The organism is Silvimonas soli (assembly GCF_030035605.1).
In the GTDB taxonomy this organism is placed as follows: Bacteria; Pseudomonadota; Gammaproteobacteria; order Burkholderiales; family Chitinibacteraceae; genus Silvimonas; species Silvimonas soli.
The window spans coordinates 2,825,063-2,848,436 of sequence record NZ_CP106736.1 but is presented as its reverse complement, the minus strand read 5'-3'; the positions used below and the strand labels follow the sequence as shown (position 1 = coordinate 2,848,436).

General features: G+C 57.1%; 23 protein-coding genes. 17 read left to right on the top strand and 6 right to left on the bottom strand.

The features are described from left to right. Positions 1-76 precede the first annotated feature (76 nt). From N7220_RS13035 to gmk, 3 genes are all read right to left on the bottom strand, one after another. Entirely contained in the window at positions 77-2,290 is a 2,214-nt protein-coding gene (locus tag N7220_RS13035) for a RelA/SpoT family protein (RefSeq protein ID WP_283147956.1), read from the bottom strand. Positions 2,291-2,377: 87 nt separating this feature from the next. Next, a complete protein-coding gene (gene rpoZ, locus N7220_RS13030; protein ID WP_283147955.1) occupies positions 2,378-2,587 on the bottom strand; it encodes a DNA-directed RNA polymerase subunit omega in 210 nt (69 codons plus the stop codon). A gap of 122 nt (positions 2,588-2,709) precedes the next feature. Then, on the bottom strand, positions 2,710-3,324 hold the full coding sequence (gmk, locus tag N7220_RS13025) for a guanylate kinase (protein ID WP_283147954.1): 615 nt from the start codon (positions 3,322-3,324) through the stop codon (positions 2,710-2,712). Between the two features lie 799 nt (positions 3,325-4,123). Here gmk and N7220_RS13020 point away from each other — a divergent pair. Both N7220_RS13020 and N7220_RS13015 read left to right on the top strand, forming a co-directional pair. After that, a complete protein-coding gene (locus N7220_RS13020; RefSeq protein WP_283147953.1) occupies positions 4,124-5,449 on the top strand; it encodes a carbohydrate porin in 1,326 nt (441 codons plus the stop codon). An 803-nt stretch (positions 5,450-6,252) separates the two neighbouring features. Then, positions 6,253-7,185, top strand: a complete 933-nt coding sequence (locus N7220_RS13015) for a DMT family transporter (protein ID WP_283147952.1) — start codon at positions 6,253-6,255, stop codon at positions 7,183-7,185. Positions 7,186-7,254: 69 nt separating this feature from the next. Here N7220_RS13015 and N7220_RS13010 read toward each other — a convergent pair whose 3' ends face one another. Beyond that, positions 7,255-8,121, bottom strand: coding sequence for a YicC/YloC family endoribonuclease (locus N7220_RS13010; protein ID WP_283147951.1), 867 nt, complete (start codon positions 8,119-8,121; stop codon positions 7,255-7,257). Positions 8,122-8,484: 363 nt separating this feature from the next. Between N7220_RS13010 and N7220_RS13005 the strand changes: the two genes are divergently transcribed. From N7220_RS13005 to N7220_RS12935, 15 genes are all read left to right on the top strand, one after another. Further along, the gene (locus N7220_RS13005) at positions 8,485-9,453 is read left to right on the top strand and encodes a serine/threonine protein kinase (RefSeq protein WP_283147950.1); all 969 of its coding nucleotides are present in this window, start codon (positions 8,485-8,487) and stop codon (positions 9,451-9,453) included. After that, a complete protein-coding gene (locus N7220_RS13000; RefSeq protein ID WP_283147949.1) occupies positions 9,450-10,361 on the top strand; it encodes a PP2C family protein-serine/threonine phosphatase in 912 nt (303 codons plus the stop codon). Before N7220_RS13005 ends, N7220_RS13000 begins: the two co-directional genes overlap by 4 nt. A 116-nt stretch (positions 10,362-10,477) precedes the next feature. After that, positions 10,478-11,194, top strand: coding sequence for a ribonuclease PH (rph, locus tag N7220_RS12995; RefSeq protein WP_283147948.1), 717 nt, complete (start codon positions 10,478-10,480; stop codon positions 11,192-11,194). Between the two features lie 125 nt (positions 11,195-11,319). Further along, the gene (dusA, locus tag N7220_RS12990) at positions 11,320-12,282 is read left to right on the top strand and encodes a tRNA dihydrouridine(20/20a) synthase DusA (protein ID WP_390901584.1); all 963 of its coding nucleotides are present in this window, start codon (positions 11,320-11,322) and stop codon (positions 12,280-12,282) included. Then, positions 12,279-12,920, top strand: coding sequence for a retropepsin-like aspartic protease family protein (locus N7220_RS12985; protein ID WP_283147946.1), 642 nt, complete (start codon positions 12,279-12,281; stop codon positions 12,918-12,920). Before dusA ends, N7220_RS12985 begins: the two co-directional genes overlap by 4 nt. Before the next feature lie 79 nt (positions 12,921-12,999). Further along, on the top strand, positions 13,000-13,593 hold the full coding sequence (gene rdgB, locus N7220_RS12980) for an RdgB/HAM1 family non-canonical purine NTP pyrophosphatase (protein WP_283147945.1): 594 nt from the start codon (positions 13,000-13,002) through the stop codon (positions 13,591-13,593). Positions 13,594-13,595: 2 nt separating this feature from the next. Next, positions 13,596-13,817, top strand: a complete 222-nt coding sequence (locus N7220_RS12975) for a hypothetical protein (protein WP_283147944.1) — start codon at positions 13,596-13,598, stop codon at positions 13,815-13,817. A 21-nt stretch (positions 13,818-13,838) separates the two neighbouring features. Continuing rightward, positions 13,839-14,576 (top strand): metallophosphoesterase family protein, encoded by a 738-nt coding sequence (locus N7220_RS12970; protein WP_283147943.1) that lies wholly within the window; start codon positions 13,839-13,841, stop codon positions 14,574-14,576. A gap of 105 nt (positions 14,577-14,681) precedes the next feature. Beyond that, positions 14,682-15,035: a hypothetical protein gene (locus N7220_RS12965; RefSeq protein ID WP_283147942.1), complete on the top strand. Its 354-nt coding sequence runs from the start codon at positions 14,682-14,684 to the stop codon at positions 15,033-15,035. Between the two features lie 127 nt (positions 15,036-15,162). Then, positions 15,163-16,350 carry a radical SAM family heme chaperone HemW gene (gene hemW / locus N7220_RS12960; protein WP_283147941.1) on the top strand — a complete coding sequence of 396 codons (1,188 nt, stop codon included), beginning with the start codon at positions 15,163-15,165 and terminating at the stop codon, positions 16,348-16,350. 140 nt (positions 16,351-16,490) lie between these two features. Further along, positions 16,491-16,874, top strand: a complete 384-nt coding sequence (locus N7220_RS12955; protein WP_283147940.1) for a Rid family detoxifying hydrolase — start codon at positions 16,491-16,493, stop codon at positions 16,872-16,874. Positions 16,875-16,903: 29 nt separating this feature from the next. Then, the gene (locus tag N7220_RS12950) at positions 16,904-17,317 is read left to right on the top strand and encodes a CoA-binding protein (RefSeq protein WP_283147939.1); all 414 of its coding nucleotides are present in this window, start codon (positions 16,904-16,906) and stop codon (positions 17,315-17,317) included. A 316-nt stretch (positions 17,318-17,633) separates the two neighbouring features. Beyond that, positions 17,634-18,464 carry a diaminopimelate epimerase gene (gene dapF / locus N7220_RS12945; protein WP_283147938.1) on the top strand — a complete coding sequence of 277 codons (831 nt, stop codon included), beginning with the start codon at positions 17,634-17,636 and terminating at the stop codon, positions 18,462-18,464. A gap of 66 nt (positions 18,465-18,530) precedes the next feature. Then, positions 18,531-19,241 (top strand): DUF484 family protein, encoded by a 711-nt coding sequence (locus N7220_RS12940; protein WP_283147937.1) that lies wholly within the window; start codon positions 18,531-18,533, stop codon positions 19,239-19,241. A gap of 21 nt (positions 19,242-19,262) precedes the next feature. Next, complete coding sequence (locus N7220_RS12935; RefSeq protein ID WP_283147936.1) at positions 19,263-20,162, top strand: tyrosine recombinase XerC; 900 nt, start codon at positions 19,263-19,265, stop codon at positions 20,160-20,162. A gap of 19 nt (positions 20,163-20,181) precedes the next feature. Here the strand turns inward: N7220_RS12935 and N7220_RS12930 are convergent, their stop codons facing one another. Both N7220_RS12930 and bioA read right to left on the bottom strand, forming a co-directional pair. Further along, a complete protein-coding gene (locus N7220_RS12930) occupies positions 20,182-21,795 on the bottom strand; it encodes a hypothetical protein (RefSeq protein ID WP_283147935.1) in 1,614 nt (537 codons plus the stop codon). Beyond that, on the bottom strand, positions 21,779-23,191 hold the full coding sequence (gene bioA, locus N7220_RS12925; RefSeq protein WP_283147934.1) for an adenosylmethionine--8-amino-7-oxononanoate transaminase: 1,413 nt from the start codon (positions 23,189-23,191) through the stop codon (positions 21,779-21,781). Before bioA ends, N7220_RS12930 begins: the two co-directional genes overlap by 17 nt. Positions 23,192-23,374 lie beyond the last annotated feature (183 nt).

Here is a 23,374-nt window from a genome sequence, read left to right as displayed (position 1 = left end):
GTGCGGCCGCAACTGTGAATAGGGTGGCGTGTAGCTAAGGTGTGACCCCGGATTAGGAATCCGGGCTACATGGTGGTTATGGCTTCTCGCCGCCGCGCATTCGCAGAATCCGGAATACGCTCGGCAATTGACGCAGGCTGCGCATGACGCGGGCCAGATGCACGCGGTTGGAGACTTGCAGCACAAACGCGATCTGCATAAAGCGATCACCTTCGTGTTCGGCATTCTGCGTGGCAACCGAAACAATATTGGCTTCGGCCTCGGCAATGGCGGCCGAGATTTGCGCCAGCGCACCGCGCGTGTTTTCGGTCAGCACCCGAATCGGTACATCAAACAGACGTGTGGAATCCGGGTCCCATTCCACGTCGATCAGTTTGTCCGCATCAATGCGGCCACGACCGGAAATCTGCGGGCAATCATGCGTGTGTACCAGCAAGCCCTGGTCTTTTTTCACCAGGCCAATAATGGGGTCACCCGGGATCGGATTACAGCAACGGGCAAACTGGATGGCCATGCCTTCGGTGCCACGAATGGTGACCGAAGAGGCCTTACGGCCGGATGCAGCAGCGGTCGTTTCGTCCTGCCACTGGCCCGACAACTGCAGCAGCCGCTTGGCCACCACCACCGCCAAGCGCTGGCCCAAGCCAATATCGGCCAGCACTTCTTCACGCGTGCGGGCGCTGCTTTCTTTGAGGTAACGATCCCACGTCTCTTCGCCCACCGGCACAAATTGCTGATGCAGCGTGGCAAAACCTTGCGCCAGCAAGCGCTCACCAAGATGCACGGACTCCTCAAACCGCATGGTTTTGAGGAAGTGCCGGATATGCGAACGCGCTTTGCCGGTGGAGACAAAGGTCAGCCAGGACGGATTTGGTTTAGCATGGGCGGCCGTGACGACTTCGACCTGATCGCCGCTCTTGAGGCGCGAGCGCAAAGGCACCAGTTCGTGATTCACCTTGGCGGCGATACAGCGGTTACCGATATCCGTATGCACGGCGTAGGCAAAATCCACGCAAGTCGCGCCCTGCGGCAGGCTCATGATCTTGCCCTTGGGCGTGAACACGTACACCTGATCCGGGAACAGATCGACCTTGATGTGTTCGAGGAACTCCACCGCATCGCCTGACTCGGCCTGGATTTCCAGCAGTGATTGCAACCATTGATGCGTCTTTTGCTGCACATCCGAGAAGCTCTCGTCGCCGCTCTTGTACATCCAGTGGCTGGCGACGCCGGCATCGGCAATGCGGTGCATGTCTTGCGTGCGAATCTGGATTTCAATCGGCAAGCCATACGGACCAAACAGCGTGGTGTGCAGACTCTGGTAGCCGTTGGCCTTGGGAATGGCGATGTAATCCTTGAACTTGCCAGGAATCGGCTTGTACAAGGCATGCAAGGCGCCAATGGCCAGATAACACGTAGGCACGTCTTTCACGATCACGCGAAAGCCGTAGATATCCAGGACTTCAGAAAAGCTGAGGCTCTTTTCCTGCATCTTGCGATAAATGCTGTGCAGGTTTTTCTCACGGCCGGTCACGCTGGCTTCGATACCCGAATCGGTCAGCTTGTTGCGCAAGCCATCCAGAATCTTGCCCACCACTTCGCGCCGGTTGCCACGCGCGGACTTGAGCGCCCGCGACAACACCTCGTAGCGATTCGGGTACATGTACTTGAACGAGAGATCGTCCAGTTCCAGGTACACCGCGTTCAGCCCCAAACGGTTGGCGATGGGGGCGTAGATTTCCATGGTTTCGCGGGCGATGCGCTTTTGCTTGTCCGGCCGCATCACGCCCATGGTGCGCATATTGTGCAAACGGTCGGCCAGCTTGATCAGGATAACGCGCAGATCGCGCGCCATCGCCAGCAGCATCTTGCGGAAGTTCTCGGCCTGCGCTTCTTCTTTGCTCTGGAACTCCAGCTTGTCGATCTTGGACATGCCATCGACCAGATCAGCCACATGCTTGCCAAACTTCTCGGTGAGTTCCAGCTTGGTAATACCACTGTCTTCCATGACGTCGTGCAGCAATGCGGCAGCGAGCGCCTGCGCGTCCAGATGCCAGGACGTGAGGATGGAAGCAACAGCAAGGGGATGCGAGATGTAGGGCTCGCCGCTTTGGCGGCTTTGGCCCCGGTGCGCGGCTTCAGAGAACTTGAAGGCGGCAGCAAGAAAGACGCGATCTTCCGGCTTGAGGTAAGCCGTATCTTCGGTCAGGAAACGATTGGCCGCAGCAATCACCGCTGGCGCTTTGGCGGCCAGATCGGGGACATCAGCTGCGGCGAGTAGCGTTTCCATAAGCAGACACTCCACCCGGCCACCTGAAAACGGCGGCCTGTTATCTATCTAAATATAGAGGAGGTGGAGTGATTAAGCCGGAGAGGCTTACGGACGCGAGCGATTGAGCAGTTCGCGGCCAACCAGGCCAGCTGCCAGTTCACGCAAAGCCAGAACAGTCGGCTTGTCGCGGCCCGGTGCGTCCACTTGCGGAGTAGAGCCGTTAGCGATCTGGCGGGCGCGGTAGGCAGCGACCAAAGTCAGATCGAAGCGGTTTTCGATGCGGTTCAGGCAGTCTTCAACAGTTACGCGTGCCATATAAGTTGTTTCTCCAAAATACCGGGGTTGCTCGCACGGTTGCACGGGCAGCCCATAAAACCAAAATGGCCATGACGAAAACCCGTTATGGCCTTGAATGGTGCCTATTGTACCAGATGGCGTCAGGCTTTGAGCGAAGCAACCAGCTCCGCATGGCGGATAGCCTGGCGCTCGCCACGCAGGCGCTCGGCACGCACCACACTAATGATGTCGCGTACGGCGTCATCAATATGCTCATTGATGATCACATATTGCGCTTCGCCCACATGGCCCATTTCTTCGCGCGCTTTAGACATGCGGCGCTGAATGGCTTCTTCCGGATCTTTGCCACGTGCGCGCAGGCGCGCTTCAAGTGTCTCAATCGACGGCGGCAATACGAACACGCCAACCGATTCGGCAAACAGCTTGTGTACTTGCTGTGCGCCTTGCCAGTCGATTTCCAGCAGGATGTCGCGGCCGTCATCAATGACCGACTCGAGCCACTGCTTTGAGGTGCCGTAGTAATTACCGTAAACCTCGGCCCATTCCACAAAATCGCCAGCGGCAATCATGCGTTCAAATTCTGCACGATCGACAAAGTGGTAATCCTTGCCATCGGCCTCGCCCGCGCGCGCCGGGCGCGAGGTATAAGAAACAGATAGCTGAATTTGCTGATCGGCTGCGAGCAGAGCCGCAACCAGCGTGGTCTTGCCGGCACCCGAAGGGGCCGTCACGACGAAAATAGTGCCTTTTGCCATGTAGAAAAACCTGTCGGAAAACTTGTCTTGCAGGTTAGCACAAACGGAAGTTGCTGTTTACAAGCAATGGCGCACTACAAAGCAGACGCACTTTGCGCAGATAAGCGGCGGGATGCTGACAACAAGGGCCACAAAATCGTCGTTTCAGGGGCGGTTGTCAGCAAAGAACAGCGTTACAAGGCAGTTTCATATGAAATCGACTGCACCAAAACCGCAAACTGTCGACTTTTTGCAACATTTTTTAACACGGCTGATAAACGCTGAAAATCGTAGCAAAGGCACCTTGGACTACAGAAAACACCTTAAAAAAGGCCATGTTTTTGGTCATGTCTAGTGTTTTTTCGCTTATTTCTGAGCAAATCGCATAAGGCAATTTACCTAAGAGAAACACCCGACAGGTGTTCTACTGATTCCTGCCAAAGTCGCTGCTGCTTATCGTCAACGCACAGTTTCAGCACAGGCTTACATGCAGTTGCACGTTTTTGAGCCACCCGCTCAGTAACACCGGACAACATAAGCAAACCTAGTAAAACAGCGGGTTTGCCACAGGATACCGGCGCAACAGGCTGAAATGAAAGAAGCCCCAAGGCGGTGCCTTGAGGCTTGAAGAAAGGCTCTGATACATCAGTCCACTTTCCACGGCAGGTTGATGTAGCAGGCACGTATTACTGACACGGCATTTTATGTAGTACGCCGCTGTTTGTTCCCGAATGTAGCAAGCGTCGTGGCAGCGACCCTCGCTATTTTGAGTCCCCGTACACACGGGTTTTAACACTCGAGCAAAGAGAGAGTACCAAAAATGGCATTCAAGTTCCGCATTACCCACTTCGCTGCCGCAGCCATGCTGGCTTCCGGCGCAATGGCGATGGCTGACGATGCAGCACCGACAGCCCTGCAAGCAGTTGTAGGCAGTGTTACTTCCAACGGTTACTTCCGCGCAGGCTTCGGTGAAGCCGGCAAGGGCGGCGCTCAAGAATGTTTCGGCGTTGGCTATGGCAAGTTCCGTCTTGGTAACGAATGCGATGCCTACGGCGAAATCGGTCTGGATATCCCTGTGTTCAACCAATCCAATGGTGCCGTGTGGACTGCACACACCATGGTTAACACCGACATCCCTTACTCCGCTGACTACTGGGACACCAAGCTGGCGTTTGCCCAGAACTACATCAGCGTAGCGCACTGGGGTGACGGCGCGTTGAAGGATGCCGTTCTGTGGGCTGGTCAGCGTTACTACGATCGTCCTGACTTGCACATGCTCGATTACAAGTACTTGGTCGGTGACGGCACTGGTGCTGGTATCGAAAACATCGCTCTGGGTTCCGATGGCGCAATGTTCAGCTACGCCATCATGCGTCCGGCTGACTCGAACGACATCGGCCGCACCTGGCTGGAAAACCTGTTCAAGGTTTCCAACGTCAAGGCAGGTCCTGGCGCGTTCACATTCAACGCTGGCCTGACTGGTGCATGGCACTCTGACACCACCACCACCGTTACAGACGGCGTTGCAACCACAACCGATACACCGCACACCAGCAATGGCTGGTACCTGTCGGGTATGTTTGATCACCCGGTTGGCGATGTTGGCTCTAACCGCATCGGTCTGCAGTACGGCCGTGGCGCGAACGCTACCGGTAACTTCAGCAGCATCAACCAAGGCGCCGCTTCTGACGATTCCACCCTTCAGGTTATCGACAACCTGACTCTGGAACCGAAGAACAGCCAGTGGACCGTAATGGCCCACGCTATCTATCGTGACGACAGCTACTCCGATCTGACTGGTGGCAAGCGTACATGGTGGGCAATCGGTGCTCGTCCTCAATACCACTTCAATGACATCTTCGGTTTCGCAACTGAACTTGGCTACGAATCGTTCAAGCAAGACAACCTGAACATCGGTAACGAGAACATCACCAAGCTGACACTGGCACTGACTGCAGCAGCAGGCAAGGGCGCTTACTCCCGTCCGGAACTGCGTCTGTACTACACCTACGCCAAGTGGAACGATGCAGCTCAGAAAGATCCTGGCACTCCGATGAACGCAGTTGGCAGCAATGGCCATCAGAGCGTTTACGCGATGTCCACATCGGGTAGCTCGTTCGGTGTTCAAGCTGAAGCATGGTGGTAAGAATCTGACAGCTGTCGCCGTTTGACCAGGTCCGGTTAAAGGCGGCGAGAAGCTAATCGGATGGAGGAGATTTGGCGGCAACGCCAAAGGGATGAAACACAAGCTGGCGGGGTTGCCTGCCAGCTTGTGGGTCACCTCTCAAACCAGTGGCAGGTAAAGCCACACGGCAGCAAATGCAGTACCTCAAAAAGATCGGCCAAATGAGCTGATCAAGACTACAAAAAATAATCATCAGAGACGAAACAAACCAGTTGTGTTTTCAAAGCCTCTGCCACCGGTCTGACCGGTAGCGGCGGACGATTCACGTCCACCTGGGTTGCGTTTACACGCATTGGTTTTGAAAACACCAATTGCGCCATGCCCGTGAGGGACTGGCTCAGTAATACTGCCTTTCTTGCCGGTACAGCTTGTTGTGCCGGGGCGGTCTGCCGCGAGGTAGCAGCAAGAGCACGCTAACTTATATACCCCGATCGTCTCCTGGCGGTCGGGGACTTTTTTTGTCCGCAAGTCCCCCTTCCCTCTGGTTATTCCTGGCAAGACCCAGCCCGCTTTTCATTGCAGCCCGGCGCGATAAAGCCGTTTATATGACGCCCATCCGGGTCATCCGACAATCGGCCAATTTCTCAGACAAAAAGGTCAACCTTGTTAACCATTTTTGCCTAAAATGCAAACCACAATGGCGTGACGGGCATAACCCTTGCTTGATCTACGCTGTGCAACGCCCATGCATTGCACCTAATTACCCCGCAGCAGCCACAAGCCATTCCTGCGGATTGATCCATTTTTTCCTACAGGAAAAAAGCATGTCCTCCACCCCGCTTTCCCGGCCGGTTGTACTGGCCACGCTCGCTGCGCTGTTCTGGGCCGGTAACTTTGTCGCCGGACGCGCACTTCACGGTTCACTCTCTCCGCTTACCATTTCGCTTGGCCGCTGGCTGGTCGCACTGGCTTGCATGGCACCGTTCGTTTTGCCCCGCTGGCGCACCGTCTTGCCGCAATTGCGCCCCCATTGGCGTTCGATTCTGGTGCTTGGCCTGTTTGGTATCGCCCTGTGCAACACGCTGATCTACCGCGGTGTAGCGCAAACCAGCGCAACCAATGCAGTCATGCTCAGCGCGTTTATCCCGATGTCGGTTTTGCTAGGCGGCCATGTTTTCTGCGGATTACGCATGACGCTCGCGCAAACGGCAGGTACGGTGCTGTCGTTCTGCGGCGTGGCGTTCATCCTGACCCAAGGCCATCCGGCCGCGTTACTGCGTCTGACGCTCAATCCGGGGGACCTGTGGATTTTGGTCGCGGTGATGTGCTGGGCGGCCTATACCCTGTTTTTGCGCCGCATTCCGGCGGGCGTCGATAAAGTGGCGCTGTTGTTTGCCACTATCGGCGCGGGTACATTGTTTTTGATCCCGCTTGCCGCATGGGAATGGGCTAGCTCCGGGCTACCTCATCTGACCTTGCACAGTGCCGGCGCGTTGGTGTTTCTCGGGGTCTTCCCATCTGTGCTGTCGTACCAGTTCTATAACGTTGCCGTCGGGCGACTTGGCGGAGCGCGGGCGAGCAGCTTCATGCATCTGATTCCGGCCTTCGGCACGGCGCTGTCAATGTTGTTGCTGGGCGAGCAACTTCACTGGTGGCATATCGCCGGGCTGGCGGTCATTCTGGCTGGTGTAGCCGTGGCGAATGGCGCAATGCGCGGGATGAGTATGGTGCGGCAAGCGCCGGTATCGCTACGCTAGTTCACTGGTTTTCTGCTAACAAAAAAGCCGGCTTATGCCGGCTTTTTCATGCGCTCCATGCCTGGTCAGTTACTCCAGATTCTGGATTTGCTCACGCATTTGCTCGATCAACACCTTGAGCGCCATCGACGCCCGGCTGGTTTCCACCGATACCGACTTGGAGCCCAGCGTATTGGCTTCGCGATTCAGTTCCTGCATCAAGAAGTCCAGGCGTTTACCCACTGCGCCGCCCTTGTCCAGAATGCGGCGGACTTCTTCCAGGTGCGCGGTCAGGCGCGACAACTCTTCATCTACGTCGATCTTCTGCGCAAAGACCACGATTTCCTGGCGCACCCGATCGTCATCCATGGTGCCTAGCGCCTCAAGGAAGCGGTTTTTCAGCTTGGTTTCGTATTCCACAACCAGTTGCGGAATACGTGGTTTGACTTCAGCCACGATGGCTTCCATGCCTTGCACACGCTCCACCAGGTGCGCCTTGAGCTTTTCGCCTTCCCGGCCACGACTGGCGCTGAAGTCTTTGAGCACGCCAGTTAGCAGCGCCAGGCACGCTTCGCCCAGTTCTTCCGGCTGCGGTGCAGTCTGGGTCAACACCCCCGGCCAGCGTAGCATTTCACCCAGCTTCAGATCACCGGTGCCCGGCGCCAGTTCTTGCGCCACACGCGAGGCATCAATCAGTGCTTGCAGCAGTTGGCGATCCAGTTTCAGCTCGCCGGCGGAACCGGCATTGGCATTGAAACCAATGCGGCATTCCACTTTGCCGCGGGCCACGCCACCAGCCACTTTTTCGCGGATTGCGCCTTCAAACGCGCGAAACTCTTCCGGCAAGCGCACCGAGAGGTCCAGAAAACGATGGTTCACCGCGCGTAGTTCCACGGTGAGTGTGCCTGCGGACAATTCACGCTGGGCTACAGAAAAACCGGTCATGCTGTAAATCATTTCAAATCCTCGGGATCAGTTCATATATCTCTTGTTGGTGCCAGCGTGCGCGCTTTTCGTAACGACGAACAAGCTTTGCACGCTTTTCCAGCTCTGCCCAGCGCAGCATAAAACGCCGCACCGTTGCGCGAATAATTTCTGTAAGGCAGGCGGCAATGTGCGCCGCCCTGGCCTTTCAGTGCCAACCCAAATCAGCATGTCCTGTTGTGGTCTCGCGACACCACGGGCCTTGTTTTCGGGGCCAAACGACCGGCCAGCCAGCCTCTCCCGCCGCCCCGCTTATTCTCGTAAGCAAGCAGCTTTACTTTCGAGAAGCCGCCACTCACAATGCGCCGAGGAACATGAGTATAACAATCCCCCATAATGACAACGCCCAGTAATCAACCGCTGGCACGCGGCTATCAGCTACAGAACTATACGATTGCCAAGCTGTTGTCTGCTGGCGGCTTCAGTATTGTCTATCTCGCGCATGACGAGAACGACTATCCGGTGGCAATCAAAGAGTATCTGCCCAATTCGCTGGTGCTGCGCCGCGAAGGCACGCAAGTGCAGGCGACCAGTGACGAAAACCTGGCGCTGTTTCGGCACGGCCTGAAATGCTTCTTTGAAGAAGGCAAAACGCTGGCGCATATCCAGCATATGAACATTGTGCGGGTGCTGAATTTCTTTCGCGCCAACGACACGGTTTATATGGTCATGGAATACGAGCGTGGCCGCACCCTGCAAAAAGAAATCCAGCTTAAGCATGACCGCGAAGGCGTTGATGAAAAACTCATCCGCCACGTGTTCTTCACCTTGCTGAACGGCTTGCGCGAAGTTCATCTGAACAAACTGCTGCATCTGGATATCAAGCCCGCCAATATCTACATCCGCAAAGACGGCTCGCCCGTGTTGCTGGATTTCGGCTCGGCGCGTCAGACACTGACCAGCGAACACAATCGCCTCACGCCGATGTACACACCCGGCTTTGCTGCGCCCGAACAGTACGGCAAGAAAGAACCACTGGGCCCGTGGACCGATATTTACGGCGTCGGCGCCACCATGTTTGCCTGCATTGCCGGCACCGCACCACCACCGGCCGATGCCCGCCTCAAAGAAGACAAACTGCAGGACTTGTCGGTTCGTTATGGCGACCGCTATTCGCCCGAACTGCTATCGCTGATCGACCGCTGCTTGCGCCTGAACGCCGATGAGCGCCCGCAAAGCGTGTTACAAGTGCAAAAACAGCTGGCCGAAGCCGCATCGCGCCCGGCCCGCCGCCGCAGCATCATTCATCAATTGCGCCGTACCTGGCAATCCATCACCACCAAACCAGCCCGAGTGACCGAATGAAGTTTTCCATCTACCAGGACAGCCGCACTGGCGGCCGTAAGTACAACCAGGATCGCGTGGGTTACTCCTACAGTCGCGATGCCTTGTTGCTGGTAGTGGCCGATGGTATGGGTGGGCATTTACACGGTGAAGTCGCGGCGCAGATCGCCGTCGAGCTGCTGACAGACCAGTTCCAGAAAAAAGCCCAGCCTTCGCTGGATGCGCCTTCGCAATTCCTGGCCGACGCCTTCCAGCGTGCGCATGAAGCCATCTTTCATTACGCTGCCAACCATCAACTGGTTGAGGTGCCGCGTACCACCTGTGTCGCCTGTGTGATTCAGGATGGCATTGCGTACTGGGCCAACGTCGGTGATTCCCGCTTGTACCTGGTACGTCAGGGCCGCGTGCTGGCCAAAACCCGCGATCACTCCAAAGTGCAGCGCATGGTGGAAGAAGGCAAGATCACCGCCGAAGAAGCGCTGGTGCATCCGGAAAAAAACAAAATCTACAGCTGCCTGGGCGGCTCTTATCCACCGGAAATCGAACTTGGCGGCAAGATTGCGCTGTCTGATTCAGACTCGGTCCTGCTGTGCACCGATGGCTTCTGGAGTTCGGTAGAAAACGACGAACTGACCCAGTTCTTGTCGGCTTTCCCGGTGTTGTTCTCGATTCCGCAGTTGATGGATCGCGCCGATCTGCGTGGCGGCAAATTTGGCGACAACCTCACCGCGCTGGGCATCAACTGGCACGATGACGACGACGAGAGCGTTTCCAGCTCGGCGTTTGTGTCGACCCAGAAACTGGATCAAGTCACCATCGCCACGCACGTTGATCCCATGGATATCAAGAAAACCGGCGAGATCACCGAAGCCGATATCGAAAAAGCGATTGCGGAAATCCAGACCGCCATTTCGCGTTATTCCAAATAAGCATTCACCGCTTACGCACCCGAAATAATTACTTGTCTGCGGCGCGCCCGTCGTAACGCCGTCCGCTGGGCCGCGCACACGGTATAATCCTTTGATTATTCAACAAGGACTGCCGCATGCGCCCATCCAACCGCCGCCCCGACCAACTGCGTGAAGTGCGCCTCACCCGCAACTACACCCGTCATGCCGAAGGCAGCGTACTGGTTGAATTTGGCGACACCAAGGTCATTTGCACCGCCACGGTCGAAGAATCGGTCCCGTCATTTCTCAAAGGCAAAGGTCAAGGCTGGGTGACTGCCGAATACGGCATGCTGCCGCGCTCCACCAACAGCCGCATGCGCCGCGAAGCCGCACAAGGTAAGCAATCTGGCCGCACGCAAGAAATCCAGCGGTTGATCGGTCGCAGCCTGCGCGCCGTGGTTGATCTGGAAAAACTCGGCGAGCGCCAGATTCTGGTGGATTGCGATGTGATCCAGGCCGACGGTGGCACACGTACCGCCAGTATTACCGGCGCCTTCGTCGCCGTTACCGATGCCATCAATGGCTTGATCGCCGCTGGCAAGCTCACCGAAAGCCCATTGCGTGACCATATCGCCGCGATTTCGGTCGGCGTCTTTGGCGACACGCCAGTGCTGGATCTGGACTACCCGGAAGACTCCGCCTGCGAAACCGACATGAATGTGGTCATGACCGGCAAGGGTGAGTTTGTAGAAATCCAGGGCACCGCTGAAGGCGTACCTTTTAGCCGCGCCGAAATGAACGCGTTGCTGGATCTGGCCGAGAAAGGCATTCGCGAATTGATCGTTTTGCAAAAAACGGCTTTGGCCGCGTGAACCACACTCAACTTTTTGCCATCCGGCGCCCAGCGCGCCGGATTTGAATGCATCAGGAAGCCGTTTTGAATTTGCTTGAACCATCGCCCCCGCTCACTCCCTCCCGCCGTTACAGCATCGCCCCGATGCTGGACTGGACTGACCGTTACTATCGCCATTTCGCCCGCACCTTATCGCAGCACGCGTGGCTTTATACTGAGATGGTGAACACCGGGGCGATTTTGCATGGCGACAAGATGCGCCATTTGCGCTTTCACGAGATCGAGAATCCGCTGGCCCTGCAACTGGGCGGTTCAGACCCGTCTGATCTCGCGCGTGCAGCGAAGATTGCCGAAGACTGGGGTTACGATGAGGTCAATCTGAATGTCGGTTGTCCGTCCGAGCGCGTGCAATCGGGCAGTTTTGGCGCTTGTTTGATGGCCGAGCCGCAACTGGTCGCCGATTGCGTCAAAGCCATGCGCGATGCGGTGAGCGGCATCGATATCACGGTCAAGCACCGTATCGGGATCGATCAAGTTGAAACCTACGACTACGTGCGCGATTTTGTCGGGCAGGTGGCGCAGGCCGGTTGCCAGACGTTTATCGTGCATGCGCGCAATGCCATTCTCAAAGGCTTGTCGCCCAAAGAAAACCGCGACATTCCGCCACTCAAATATGATTACGTGTACCAGCTCAAGCGTGATTTCCCGCAACTGGAAATCATCATCAACGGCGGCATTACGGATCACGCCACCGCGCTGCAGCACCTGCAACATGTCGATGGCGTAATGGTGGGGCGCGAGGCTTATCACAACCCGTTTACGCTGACTGAAGTGGATCATCTGTTTTACGGTGAGCCGCTGACAGAAATCAGCCGTGAAGAGGCAATTCGTGCCTTGCGCCCGTTTATTGAGGCCGAGTTAAAGGCCGGTACGCCGTTGCGCTTTATCGCCCGCCATATTCTGGGCTTGTTCCAGGGGCAGCATGGCGCGCGTAACTGGCGGCGGATGCTGTCTGATTCCAAATTACTGAAAGATGCCAACTGGTCGCTGATCGAGTTGGCGCTGGAACAAACCCAAAGCCGTCCTCAACAAGTAGAGACCCAATGATTGCTACCCTTGCGCGCTGGTTATTGGTGGGCGTGTGCAGCTTCTGGCTGGCGCTCAATGCCAATGCGCAATCGCTGACCTTTATGGCGGCGATGGGAAACAAAGCCATGCTGACGATAGATGGGCAACGGGTACTGTTGGCGGTGGGGCAAACCACGCAGAATGTGCGGCTGGTGCAGTTAACTGAAGACAGCGCCACCGTGCAGATCAATGGCAAAACCCGCCAGCTGAAGCTGGGGGAAGGCTACCAGGCGGCCGATCGCGGTAACACCACATTGATCTTGCGCCCGGACGAGCGCGGCCAGTATTACACCACTGTGCATGTCGGTGCGGTAAGCGTGCGCGCCATTGTCGATACCGGCGCCAGCCATCTGACGTTGTCCCGCACGATGGCAGACCAGATGAAGATCAACTACCGCTCGGGCCAGATGACCACGTCCATGACGGCCAATGGCAATGCGCACACCTGGCTGGTTACGGTGCCGGAAATCACGCTAGATAACATCACACTAAACAACGTGCCCGCTGCCGTGCTAGATGGTGACGATCCAAAATTTGCGCTGATTGGTATGTCCGTGATGTCGCAGTTCGATGTGAAGCGGGAAAACTCGCTCATGGTCCTCACCCGCACGCACTAAAGCGCAGGCTGTGCACCACAGCTTGCTAGAATAGCGTTATCGCACTTTCTACCGTGCCAGCTTCAACAGGTTTTTCTCAATGAAACGCATCGTCCTGGCCAGCAACAATGCCGGCAAAGTCCGTGAATTCCAGCGATTGTTTGCCCCGCTCGAGATAGAAATCGTGCCGCAGGGCGAACTGGGCGTGCCCGAAGCCGAAGAACCGTATTTCACGTTTATTGAAAACGCACTGACCAAAGCCCGGCATGCAGCCAGGATCACGGGCTTGCCCGCACTGGCCGATGACTCGGGCATTTGTGTGGCCGCGCTGGGTGGCGCGCCGGGTGTGTTCTCCGCGCGGTTTGCCGGTGAACCCAAATCTGATGCGCGCAATAATGAAAAACTGCTGACGGAGCTGGCTGGCCAAGAAGATCGCCGCGCCTGGTATTACGCCGCGCTGGTGCTGGTGCGCCATGCTGATGATCCGCAACCGCTGATCGCCGACGGCACCTGCCACGGTTATGTGCTGGAAGCAGCGCATGGCGATGGCGGCTTTGGTTACGACCCGCTGTTTTTGATTCCTCATTACAATCGCACCGCCGCGCAGTTGACGTCTGAGGAGAAAGGCCTCATTTCCCACAGAGGAAAAGCGCTCGCCGCGCTGATCGCCAAACTGCGGGAAGAAGGTTTGTAAACATGGCAGACGAAAAGCGCTGGGCAGTATTTGTACGTGACGACGGCAGTGTGGTGTCGTGCACCGAGAAAGTAAAAGTCATGAACGAGAATCTGGACGAGATCGTGCAGCTAATGCAAGACGCGTTCGAAGATGGCTTGTTGATGGAAGTGGCACCGACCCAGATGCGTGAAGTGCTGCATCGCATGGTCGATACGCTGGAAAATCCCTGGCAGAAAGGCTGATGGCCTTCAGGTAGGTACAGCATGAGATTTGCACTGGTTTCCGATATACACGGCAATTTGCCAGCGCTGGAAGCGGTTTTGATCGACGCCCACAGTCGCGGCGTCGGCACCATTGTGAATCTGGGCGACAGTTTGTCCGGCCCATTATGGCCGCGCGAAACGGCAGAGTTCCTGATGCGCCAGCGCTGGATTCAACTGGCTGGTAATCACGAGCGGCAATTGCTGGATTTCGACCCGGTCAAACGCAGCGCGTCGGATATCTATGCGCATAGCCAGCTCACTCCGGAAATCCTCGCGTGGCTGCATAAACTGCCGGGTACGGCTTGGCTTGGTCCGGCCGTGTTTTTGTGCCACGGCACGCCCACCAGTGATCTGACGTATTTTCTGGAAACCGTTGAACCAGACGGCATCCGCCTGGCCTCGGCGGAAGAAATTGAAGAGCGTCTGGGCGATATCGACGCTGATCTGATTGCCTGCGGCCATACGCACTATCCGCGTATCGTCAGTACACGCACCGGCAAGCTGATTGTGAACCCGGGCAGTGTGGGTTTACCGGCCTATGACGATGCTCATCCGTGGCCGCATGCGATTGAAAACGGTTCACCACATGCCCGTTATGCCATTTGCGAACAATGCGATGGCAACTGGCATGCCGAGTTACTTGCTGTACCGTACGACTTCCTCTCCTCTGCCCAAGCCGCCGCAGCGCGTGGCTTTGCCGACTGGGAGCGGGCGTTAACGACCGGATATGTCCGGTAACGGGGTCAGTCACAACTGGCCCGCATTCATCAAACACCCTTGACGGCAGCGCGGTCCCATCGTGATCCCATTGATTGCGTCTAATTAATTTGAAGGAAGTCTCACTTGTCGCAGGATTTTGTATTTGATTTTGAAGTTTCCGGGGTGTTTTATTCCCGGCCTAAAGCAGGCGCAATCTGGTCCCGCTGGAAAGAAACGGCCCCAAAACTGGTCACCAACCAATGGTTGGCACAACCGGAATTTCTGGAGCAATCGCAAGCGGCCAATCTCAAGCTGCACTGGACCACCCAGCGCAAACTGGCCGAGCGCGAGCAAGATGGTTTCGAGATGCTGTTTGAACTGGATCGCCTGAACCGCGTGCGCCGCAAACTGATTTTGTACGATGGCAGCATGCTGCTGGCCAAAGAGGCCGAAGCGGCACCATCCGCCAGCGAAGCCGAGCCCGCCGGGGACGAATGACCCATTCAAGCGAAAGTGCCTGACATAACCCCAACGGTTATCCCCAGCCTTTCGCTTTACGTATTTACGCCGTGCCTGAGTCGTTACCGGCCCGCGCCTGCCTTTTGTACTGTTACAGAGCAACACCATGCCAACCATTCTGCAACCTGCTTCCGCTGCCACTTGGGGCCTCACGGCGCTGCCGCCGTTGTCGCTGTATATCCATTTCCCATGGTGCGTAAAGAAGTGCCCGTATTGCGACTTCAATAGTCATGCCGTGCGCGAGGGTGTGCCAGAAAAACAGTATGTCGACCTGCTGCTGCGCGATCTGGAATCCTGTTTGCCGCTGATGTGGGGTCGCCAGGTCAACACCCTCTTTATGGGTGGCGGCACGCCGAGCTTGTTCTCGGCCGAAGCCATGGAAGAACTGCTGGCTGGCATTCGCGCCCGCGTGCGCTTGCAACCCGATGCCGAAATCACCATGGAAGCCAATCCGGGGACGTTTGAAGCGGACAAGTTCGCCGGGTATCGCGCAGCGGGCATCAATCGCCTGTCGATTGGTATCCAGAGCTTTAACGCTGATCACCTCAAGGCACTGGGGCGCATTCATAACGATGAAGAAGCCCACAAGGCCATCGAGATTGCTCGCAAGCATTTTGACAACTTCAATCTCGACATCATGTACGCCTTGCCCAAGCAAACGCTGGAGCAAGCCATGAGCGATATCGACAGTGCCATCGCCGCCAAGCCAACGCATTTGTCGGCTTACCATCTGACGCTGGAACCGAACACGCTGTTCCACCGCTACCCGCCCGCGCTGCCGGATGACGATGCCGCTGCCGACATGCAAGACGCCATTGAACAGCATCTGGCCAAGGCTGGCTTCGAGCATTACGAGACCAGCGCGTTTGCCTTGCCGGGCCGTCGTGCTAAACACAATCTCAATTACTGGACCTTTGGTGACTATCTGGGCATTGGGGCGGGCGCGCATGCCAAGATCAGTTTTCCGGACAAGATCATCCGGCAAATGCGCTACAAACAGCCGTCCGAATACCTGGCGCAAATGGCCGCTGGCAACGCCGTACAGACCGAAGAAAAAGTCACCCTTGAGCAACTGCCGTTCGAATTCATGCTCAACGCACTGCGGTTGATTGACGGGTTTGATATCGACCTGTTTACCCAACGCACTGGCCTGCCGCTGACCAAAGTCATCCATGAGGTCGAACGCGCCGTGACTGATGGCCTGATCACCCGCGATCTGCATCACATTCAACCCAGCGAGCGTGGTCGGCGCTTTTTGAACACCTTGCTGGAGCGGTTCCTGCCCGAGCAGTGAGCAGGTACACTGAACCCCTCTTTTCGGGATGTAGGGTTTGCACACATCAGGTGTGCGAACGCGACATAGTGAATTACCGTGCAGCGGTGCGCAGATTGCGCACCCTACAAAAATTTTTCCAAGTTACCGCTGGAGTTCCCATGAGCAAAGCCATCATTCATAGCGACAAAGCACCTAAAGCCGTCGGCCCGTATTCTCAGGCAGTGAAAGTGGGCGATACCGTGTATCTGTCTGGCCAGATTGGTCTGGACCCGGTCAGCGGCAATCTGGTGGAAGGTTTCGATGCCCAAGCGCATCAGGTGTTCACCAATCTGCGCGCCGTGGCCCAAGCGGCGGGTGGCGATTTGTCCGATATCGTCAAACTGGGCGTGTTCGTTACTGACCTGGGCAACTTTGCCCGGCTGAACGAAATCATGACCGAATACTTTGTCGAACCCTACCCGGCTCGCGCGGCAATCCAGGCTGCGGCATTGCCTAAAGGCGCGGTGGTAGAAGCAGATGGCGTACTGGTTTTGTCCAAGTAAACGCAACGCCATTTCACGCCGGAGCCTGCATGTTCCAGAACCCTTCTGACGACGAAATCCGCGATCTGCTCAAACGCGTCAAGCGCATTGCCGTGGTCGGTTTATCGCCCAAGCCGGACCGACCCAGCTTTGGAGTTTCGCAAATCATGCAGCGCGCCGGTTACCAGATTGTGCCGGTACGGCCATTGGTGACCGAAGTTCTGGGCGAACAAGCCTATCCCGACCTGGCCCATGTGCCCGGCCCGGTTGATCTGGTAAACGTATTTCGCCGCGCCGAGGAAATTGATGCCATTGTCGATGAAGCCATCGCCATTGGCGCACCGGCCATCTGGATTCAACTCGGCATTGTGAACAACGAGGCCGCGCAAAAAGCCAAAGATGCCGGGCTGGTTGTGGTTATGGACAAGTGCATCAAGATTGAATACATGCGGCTGTGCTTGTGAGCTTCAAGACCGACGTACCGGGAACTTAGTCCCCCTCTTTTACAAAAAGGGGTTAGGGGAGATTGGTTTTGGGCCGGATCGCGCTGCAATGATTAACCCAGCATTGCGGCCATCTCCTCCGGCCCCTCTTCCAAAAGAGGGGAGACAAGGCTGTTTTAGTCCAGACAAAGCAGGCTTCTTGCGAGAAGCCGAGGTTTGCAACACTGAAGTGGCGAGACAACCGAAATGACCACAGCAATACCAACGTCATCTTGCAACGAACCCCGCTCACGTTTAGCCTGAACAAACTGAACAAAAACCGCAGCCAGCAGGAACCATGAATCTCACCTTTACCAAGATGCAGGGCTTGGGCAACGATTTCATCGTGCTCGATGGCGTGCGCCAGCAACTGCAGCTTTCCAGCGAAACGATCCGCAAACTGGGCGATCGTCATTTCGGCATTGGCTTTGACCAACTGTTGCTGGTTGAGCCTGCCGACCGCGAAGGCATCGATTTTCGCTATCGCATTTTCAATTCGGATGGTGGTGAAGTTGAGCAATGCGGTAACGGCGCGCGCTGTTTTGTGCGTTACGTGCACGACCAGGGACTGACCGACAAAACCGAAATCGTCGTCGATACCGCCAAAGGCGTGATCCGGCCACGACTGGAAGACAACGGCTTGGTAACAGTTGATATGGGCGTGCCAGGATTGTTGCCCGCGCAAATCCCGTTTGTGGCCGCGGGTGATGCCGTTGTGCATCCGCTGGTGGTGGGCGATGTCACTGTCGATGTCACTGTGGTGTCGATGGGCAACCCGCATGCCGTACAAGTCGTGGCCAATGTCGATAGCGGCGTAGTGGCGCAACAAGGTCCGACCATCGAGGTTCATCCACGCTTCCCGGAACGGGTGAATGCCGGTTTCATGCAGATTATCGACCGTGGCGCCATCAAACTGCGCGTGCACGAACGCGGCGCGGGCGAAACGCTGGCATGCGGCACAGGTGCTTGTGCCGCTGTCGTTGCCGGCATCCGTCGCGGCCTGCTGGATGAAACCGTACGTGTCACCACGCGTGGTGGCGATCTCACCATTCGTTGGGGGGGCCCCGGCCAGCCCGTGTTCATGACCGGCCCGGCCGTGACCGTATTCACCGGCCAGATTGAAATCTGAGCCAGTTCAATCCAGTTCCAATCCAGTTCATTCATATCCAGAAATCAGCCAAGAGCGAGTAGCGCGATGCAAGCCCAGGAAGTGATGCAGTGGTTGCAGGAAAACCCCGGTTTTTTTGAAGACTACGCAGACGAGATTGCCGATATTTTTGTGCCGCACAGCCACAACGGCCAGGCCGTTTCGCTCGCGGAACGTCAGTTGCTGACCTTGCGCGACAAAAATCGCGCCATGGAGCGGCGCATGGGCGAGTTGCTGCAGTTTGGCGAAGAAAACGATGTGATCTCCGACTTGCTGCAAAAGCTCACCGTCGGACTGATGCAGGCCAACGATCTGCCCGGCATTATCGGCACGCTGGAATACCACCTGAAAGAACGCTTCCTGGTGCCGCATGTGGCGCTGCGTCTGTGGCTGGCCGCCGATGTGCAACTGCGTGAATTCACACCAGTGGGCGACGTGGTACACAAACTGGCTGCCAATCTGGTCTCGCCTTACTGTGGCCCGTACGTGACTGAAGAAGTCACCGAATGGTTTGAAGGTAGCGGCGGCAGCCTGAAGTCCTTCGCGCTGTTCGCTCTGAAAACCGCGGATGAGCCATTTGGCATCATGGTGCTGGCCAGCGACGATGCGGACCGCTTCTTCCCGGACATGGGCACACTGTATCTGCAACGCCTGTCCGAACTGCTGGCCGCAGCGATCAAGCGCGTGGTGGTCTCCGGCCCGCCACTGCTGTTGGCCGAAGTCGCTGAAACCCCTGCGCTGAGCGATGAACTGCAATAAGCGCCTCTGGCGCATGCCATCATGAACGAGGCCTTGCTGGCGCGGTTTTCGCAATATCTGGAAGGCGAAAAACACGCCAGCCCGGAAACCCGCAAGGCCTATCTGCGCGACCTGCATGATCTGGTCGCGCTGGCACAAAACACGCCGCTCAATGAACTCACCGCACTGGATGTGCGCGGTTTCGTGCGGCAGCTGGCTTCGCGTGGATTATCGGCCTACACCATCGCCCGAATGCTCTCCGCGTGGCGCACCTTCTATCGCCTGATGGCGCGGGATCTGGGTTGGCAGCTAGACCCTGCCGCCAGCGTCAAACCACCCAAAAAACGCCAGCGCCTGCCCAAGGCCATGGATGTCGATGCCACCATTGGCTTGCTCGACAACATGCCCGACGATGAAATGATTTCTTGCCGCGACAAAGCCATATTTGAACTGGCGTACTCATCGGGCTTGCGGGTATCCGAACTGGTGGGGCTGCAACTGGCCGACGTTGATCTGGGTGGTGGTCTGGCGCGGGTTACCGGCAAAGGCAACAAAACCCGGATGGTGCCAATTGGCACGGCGGCGCTGGATGAACTGCGCCACTGGCTCAAAATGCGGGCGATGTGGGCCAAGCCAGATTGCACCACCGTGTTTGTGGGCAAACAGGGTGCACAACTGACTACCCGCGCCGTGCAATTGCGCTTCAAGGCGTGGGAAGCACGTTTGGGCGTGACCGAGCCGCTGCACCCGCACAAGTTGCGCCACAGTTGCGCCACTCACTTGCTGCAAAGCTCAGGCGATCTGCGGGCGGTGCAGGAATTGCTGGGCCACGCCAACCTATCGACCACGCAGGTATATACCCATCTGGACTGGCAAGCCCTGGCCAAGGGTTACGATGCGTTCCATCCGCGCGCCAAGCGCAAGGATGACGAAGAGACCTGACCGATAACCTGCGAACGCCCTAACGCAATGGCTGCGGTGATGGCGGGGCAGCAGATCGGGATGGCACTGCATCTGCCACGACTGCATCCGGCAAACGGTATTCAAACAGATCAAACCCCGCTTGCTGTTCTACCAGCCGCACTGCGGTCAGCAACAACGTCTCGCTGCCCGTCGTTACCGCGAACTGCCCGCCATGCACAAAGGTGCCGCGTGGCGCGAGTATGCGGGCAGGCTGGCGCAAGATCGACATCATTGGCAGCAACAAAACGGCCTGCGGGGGCGATCCGGGTGGCGCACCAGCCAACTGGAGCAAGCCCAGTTCGGCGCGTGCTGAAAAAATCTGCACGCCGATTTCCAATGCGCCATCCACACTTTGCTGAATCCAGCGCACGGCAGCGTACATCCAGTTGGCGCCAGCATCTTGGGGTTTGACCGACACCAGTTCGCCCACGCGTAAACGCTCGGGCGGCGCTTCACGCTTGCTTAGCGCATAACCACCCGGGCTTTCGTCCTGTACTTCCCACGCCTGCGGGCTCGGCTCAACGCTAATTCCGGCCTGTTCCAGCTGCGATGGCGGTAGTGGTACCTCCATGTCATGAGCGCAGGCCGCCACGTTGCGCAGGCCAACGCACAGATGCACCGTAGCCGCTTTGGGAATACGCTGGAACATCCGTCGGGGCGCGATGCTCCACTGCTTGAGCAAGCGGCGCAGGATATCCATCCAGAACTGGATCTTGACGCGATCGGGCACGCCAGGCGCTTTGGTTTCCAGCCCTTGCAGCATGCGATGCAGCTTTTTGCCCAACTCGATGGTATCGATCAACATGGCCGGGCCAGTATGATCACCCGGCAAGTTGGCACCGTAATAAGACGGCGGCTCGTCAGTATCCAGCCGCGTCAGGAAGAACCCACCGGAACCGGCATGCTGTGCCACAGGCTGAAAGTGCGCGGCGGGCGCATAGTTATCGATAATCTCGATGACTTTTTCCAGCTCGATCGTGGAAAAGCGCAGCGGATCGGCCAGCGACAGCAACACAATGCGCTTGTACAAAACGCCCACCGGCGGGCCGAGTTCTTCTTCCTTGGGTTCGTCCAGTTGCCGCGATTGCGCTACCAGCTGAAATAGCTGATGCAGTTCACGCCACATTCCCGTTGCCGGGGGCATGGCCATACGGCAATCGAGCTGAAACGCCCGATAAAACAGCAGCATGATCAACTGCACCAGTTGCGGCACTTGCCTGGTCGTGGTGCCACCAAAGAACGAGCGTTTTTCCACGCGTTCGACCAGCGCCAGCTTGTAGCCACCCGCCAGTTCCAGCCACAAATTGCGCATCAGCAGCATGGCCTGGCGTGGTTTGTCGCGCATCGGCATGCCCTGCGAGACCGCTTGGGCAGCAAAATCGCCGGACATCACGTCCAGCACGCGCCGGTATTCATCAAGCAGCTTGATCCGGGTATCGGCATCAATGACGGTACGATTACACGATGCCAGCGAGTCAAAAATCTGCCGTCCTGTTTCCAGCACCTGGCCGCTGGGCAAGCCGATCAGCCACATCCGCAATGCACGCGGATCGGTCTCGACTATCGCAGCCAGCCGGGCATCCGGTTGCGGCAGATCAAGCGATAGCTGCATCGTCCTGCTCCTCCTGACCACCCAGCGCGACTTCCAGCGCGCGGGCAGTGCCCTGTACCAGCCAATCGGCTTCGTCGTCTTGCATCACATAAGGCGGCATGAAATACACCGTGTTTCCAATTGGCCGCAGCAATAATCCCTCGGCCAGCGCCGCGCGATACATGCGCTGGGCAAAGCCCGGGCGCTCGTCAGCGACGTCAAAAGCCCAGATCATGCCGGTATTACGATAATGGCTTACCCGTGGATGCTGGGCGAAAGTGGCAAAGCGAGTCGACCAGCGGGCAGCGCGCTCGGCATTGGCGGCGATCACGTTGTCGCTGGCAAAGATGGCCAGCACCGCCAGCGCCGCAGCGCAGGCGAGCGGATTACCGGTGTAGGAATGCGAATGCAGAAAGCCGCGAGTGACGTCTTCGTCATAAAAGGCGGCATAAATCTCATTTGTGGTCAGCACTGCCGCCAGCGGCAAAAAGCCGCCGGTAATTCCTTTGGAGACACACAGCAGGTCGGGCTTGATGGCGGCTTGTTCGCAGGCGAACAGCGTACCTGTACGGCCAAAACCCACGGCGATTTCGTCAGCAATCAAATGAATCTGGTAGCGATCGCACAATTCGCGCACGCGCACCAGATAATGCGGGTCGTACATCGCCATCCCGGCCGCGCCCTGCACCAGCGGCTCCAGAATAATGGCGGCGATTTCGGTGTGGTGGGCCGCAAAAATGGCAGCCAGGCCATTGGCGGCGGCTTCGGCCACGTCTTTGGCGGTCTCGCCCGGGCCCGCCAGACGGCTATCGGGCGATGGCGCAATAAAGTTGTCGCGCACCAGGCTGGAATACGCACTGCGGAACACCGGCACGTCGGTGACCGACAAGGCACCGACGGTTTCGCCGTGATAGCTGCCCGCCAGATAAACAAAGCGGTTTTTGTCGGCGCGGCCACTGTTCTTCCAGTAATGCGCCGACATCTTGAGTGCGATCTCGGTGGCAGAAGCGCCATCCGAACCATAAAAGGCGTGGCCCAAGCCAGTGAGCTCGCCCAGACGCTCCGACAACTCGACCACCGGGCGATGCGTGAACCCGGCCAGCATCACGTGTTCAAGCTTGTCTAGCTGGGTTTTGATGGCGGCTTTGATCCGCGGCTCGCCGTGGCCAAACAGGTTAACCCACCAGCTGGAAACGGAATCCAGATAACGCTTACCGTCGCAATCGTACAGCCAGACCCCTTCGCCGCGCTCGATCGGTACCAGCGGCAAAGTCTCAAGGCGCTTCATTTGCGTGCACGGATGCCACACCGCCGCGCGGCTACGCGCGAGCAGGTTGTCATTATTTGTGGCATGTTCGGCCGGACTCATCTTGCTTTCCAGTTTCTTCTCCTGCATACAGACCTTGGATATTTCCATGTTGCACCCGATCCAGACAGTGCCAATCGTCACCCGTTCAGAACCGACTGAGCGGCAGATTATACGATTCAGGTAGTGGCTGTTAAGCACCTAATGCGAATTACGCAAATAATTTCACAAAGCTTTCTGTTTTCATTCAATTACGTTAAATTCGTAGTGACAATTTTCGGCACAAGTGACATA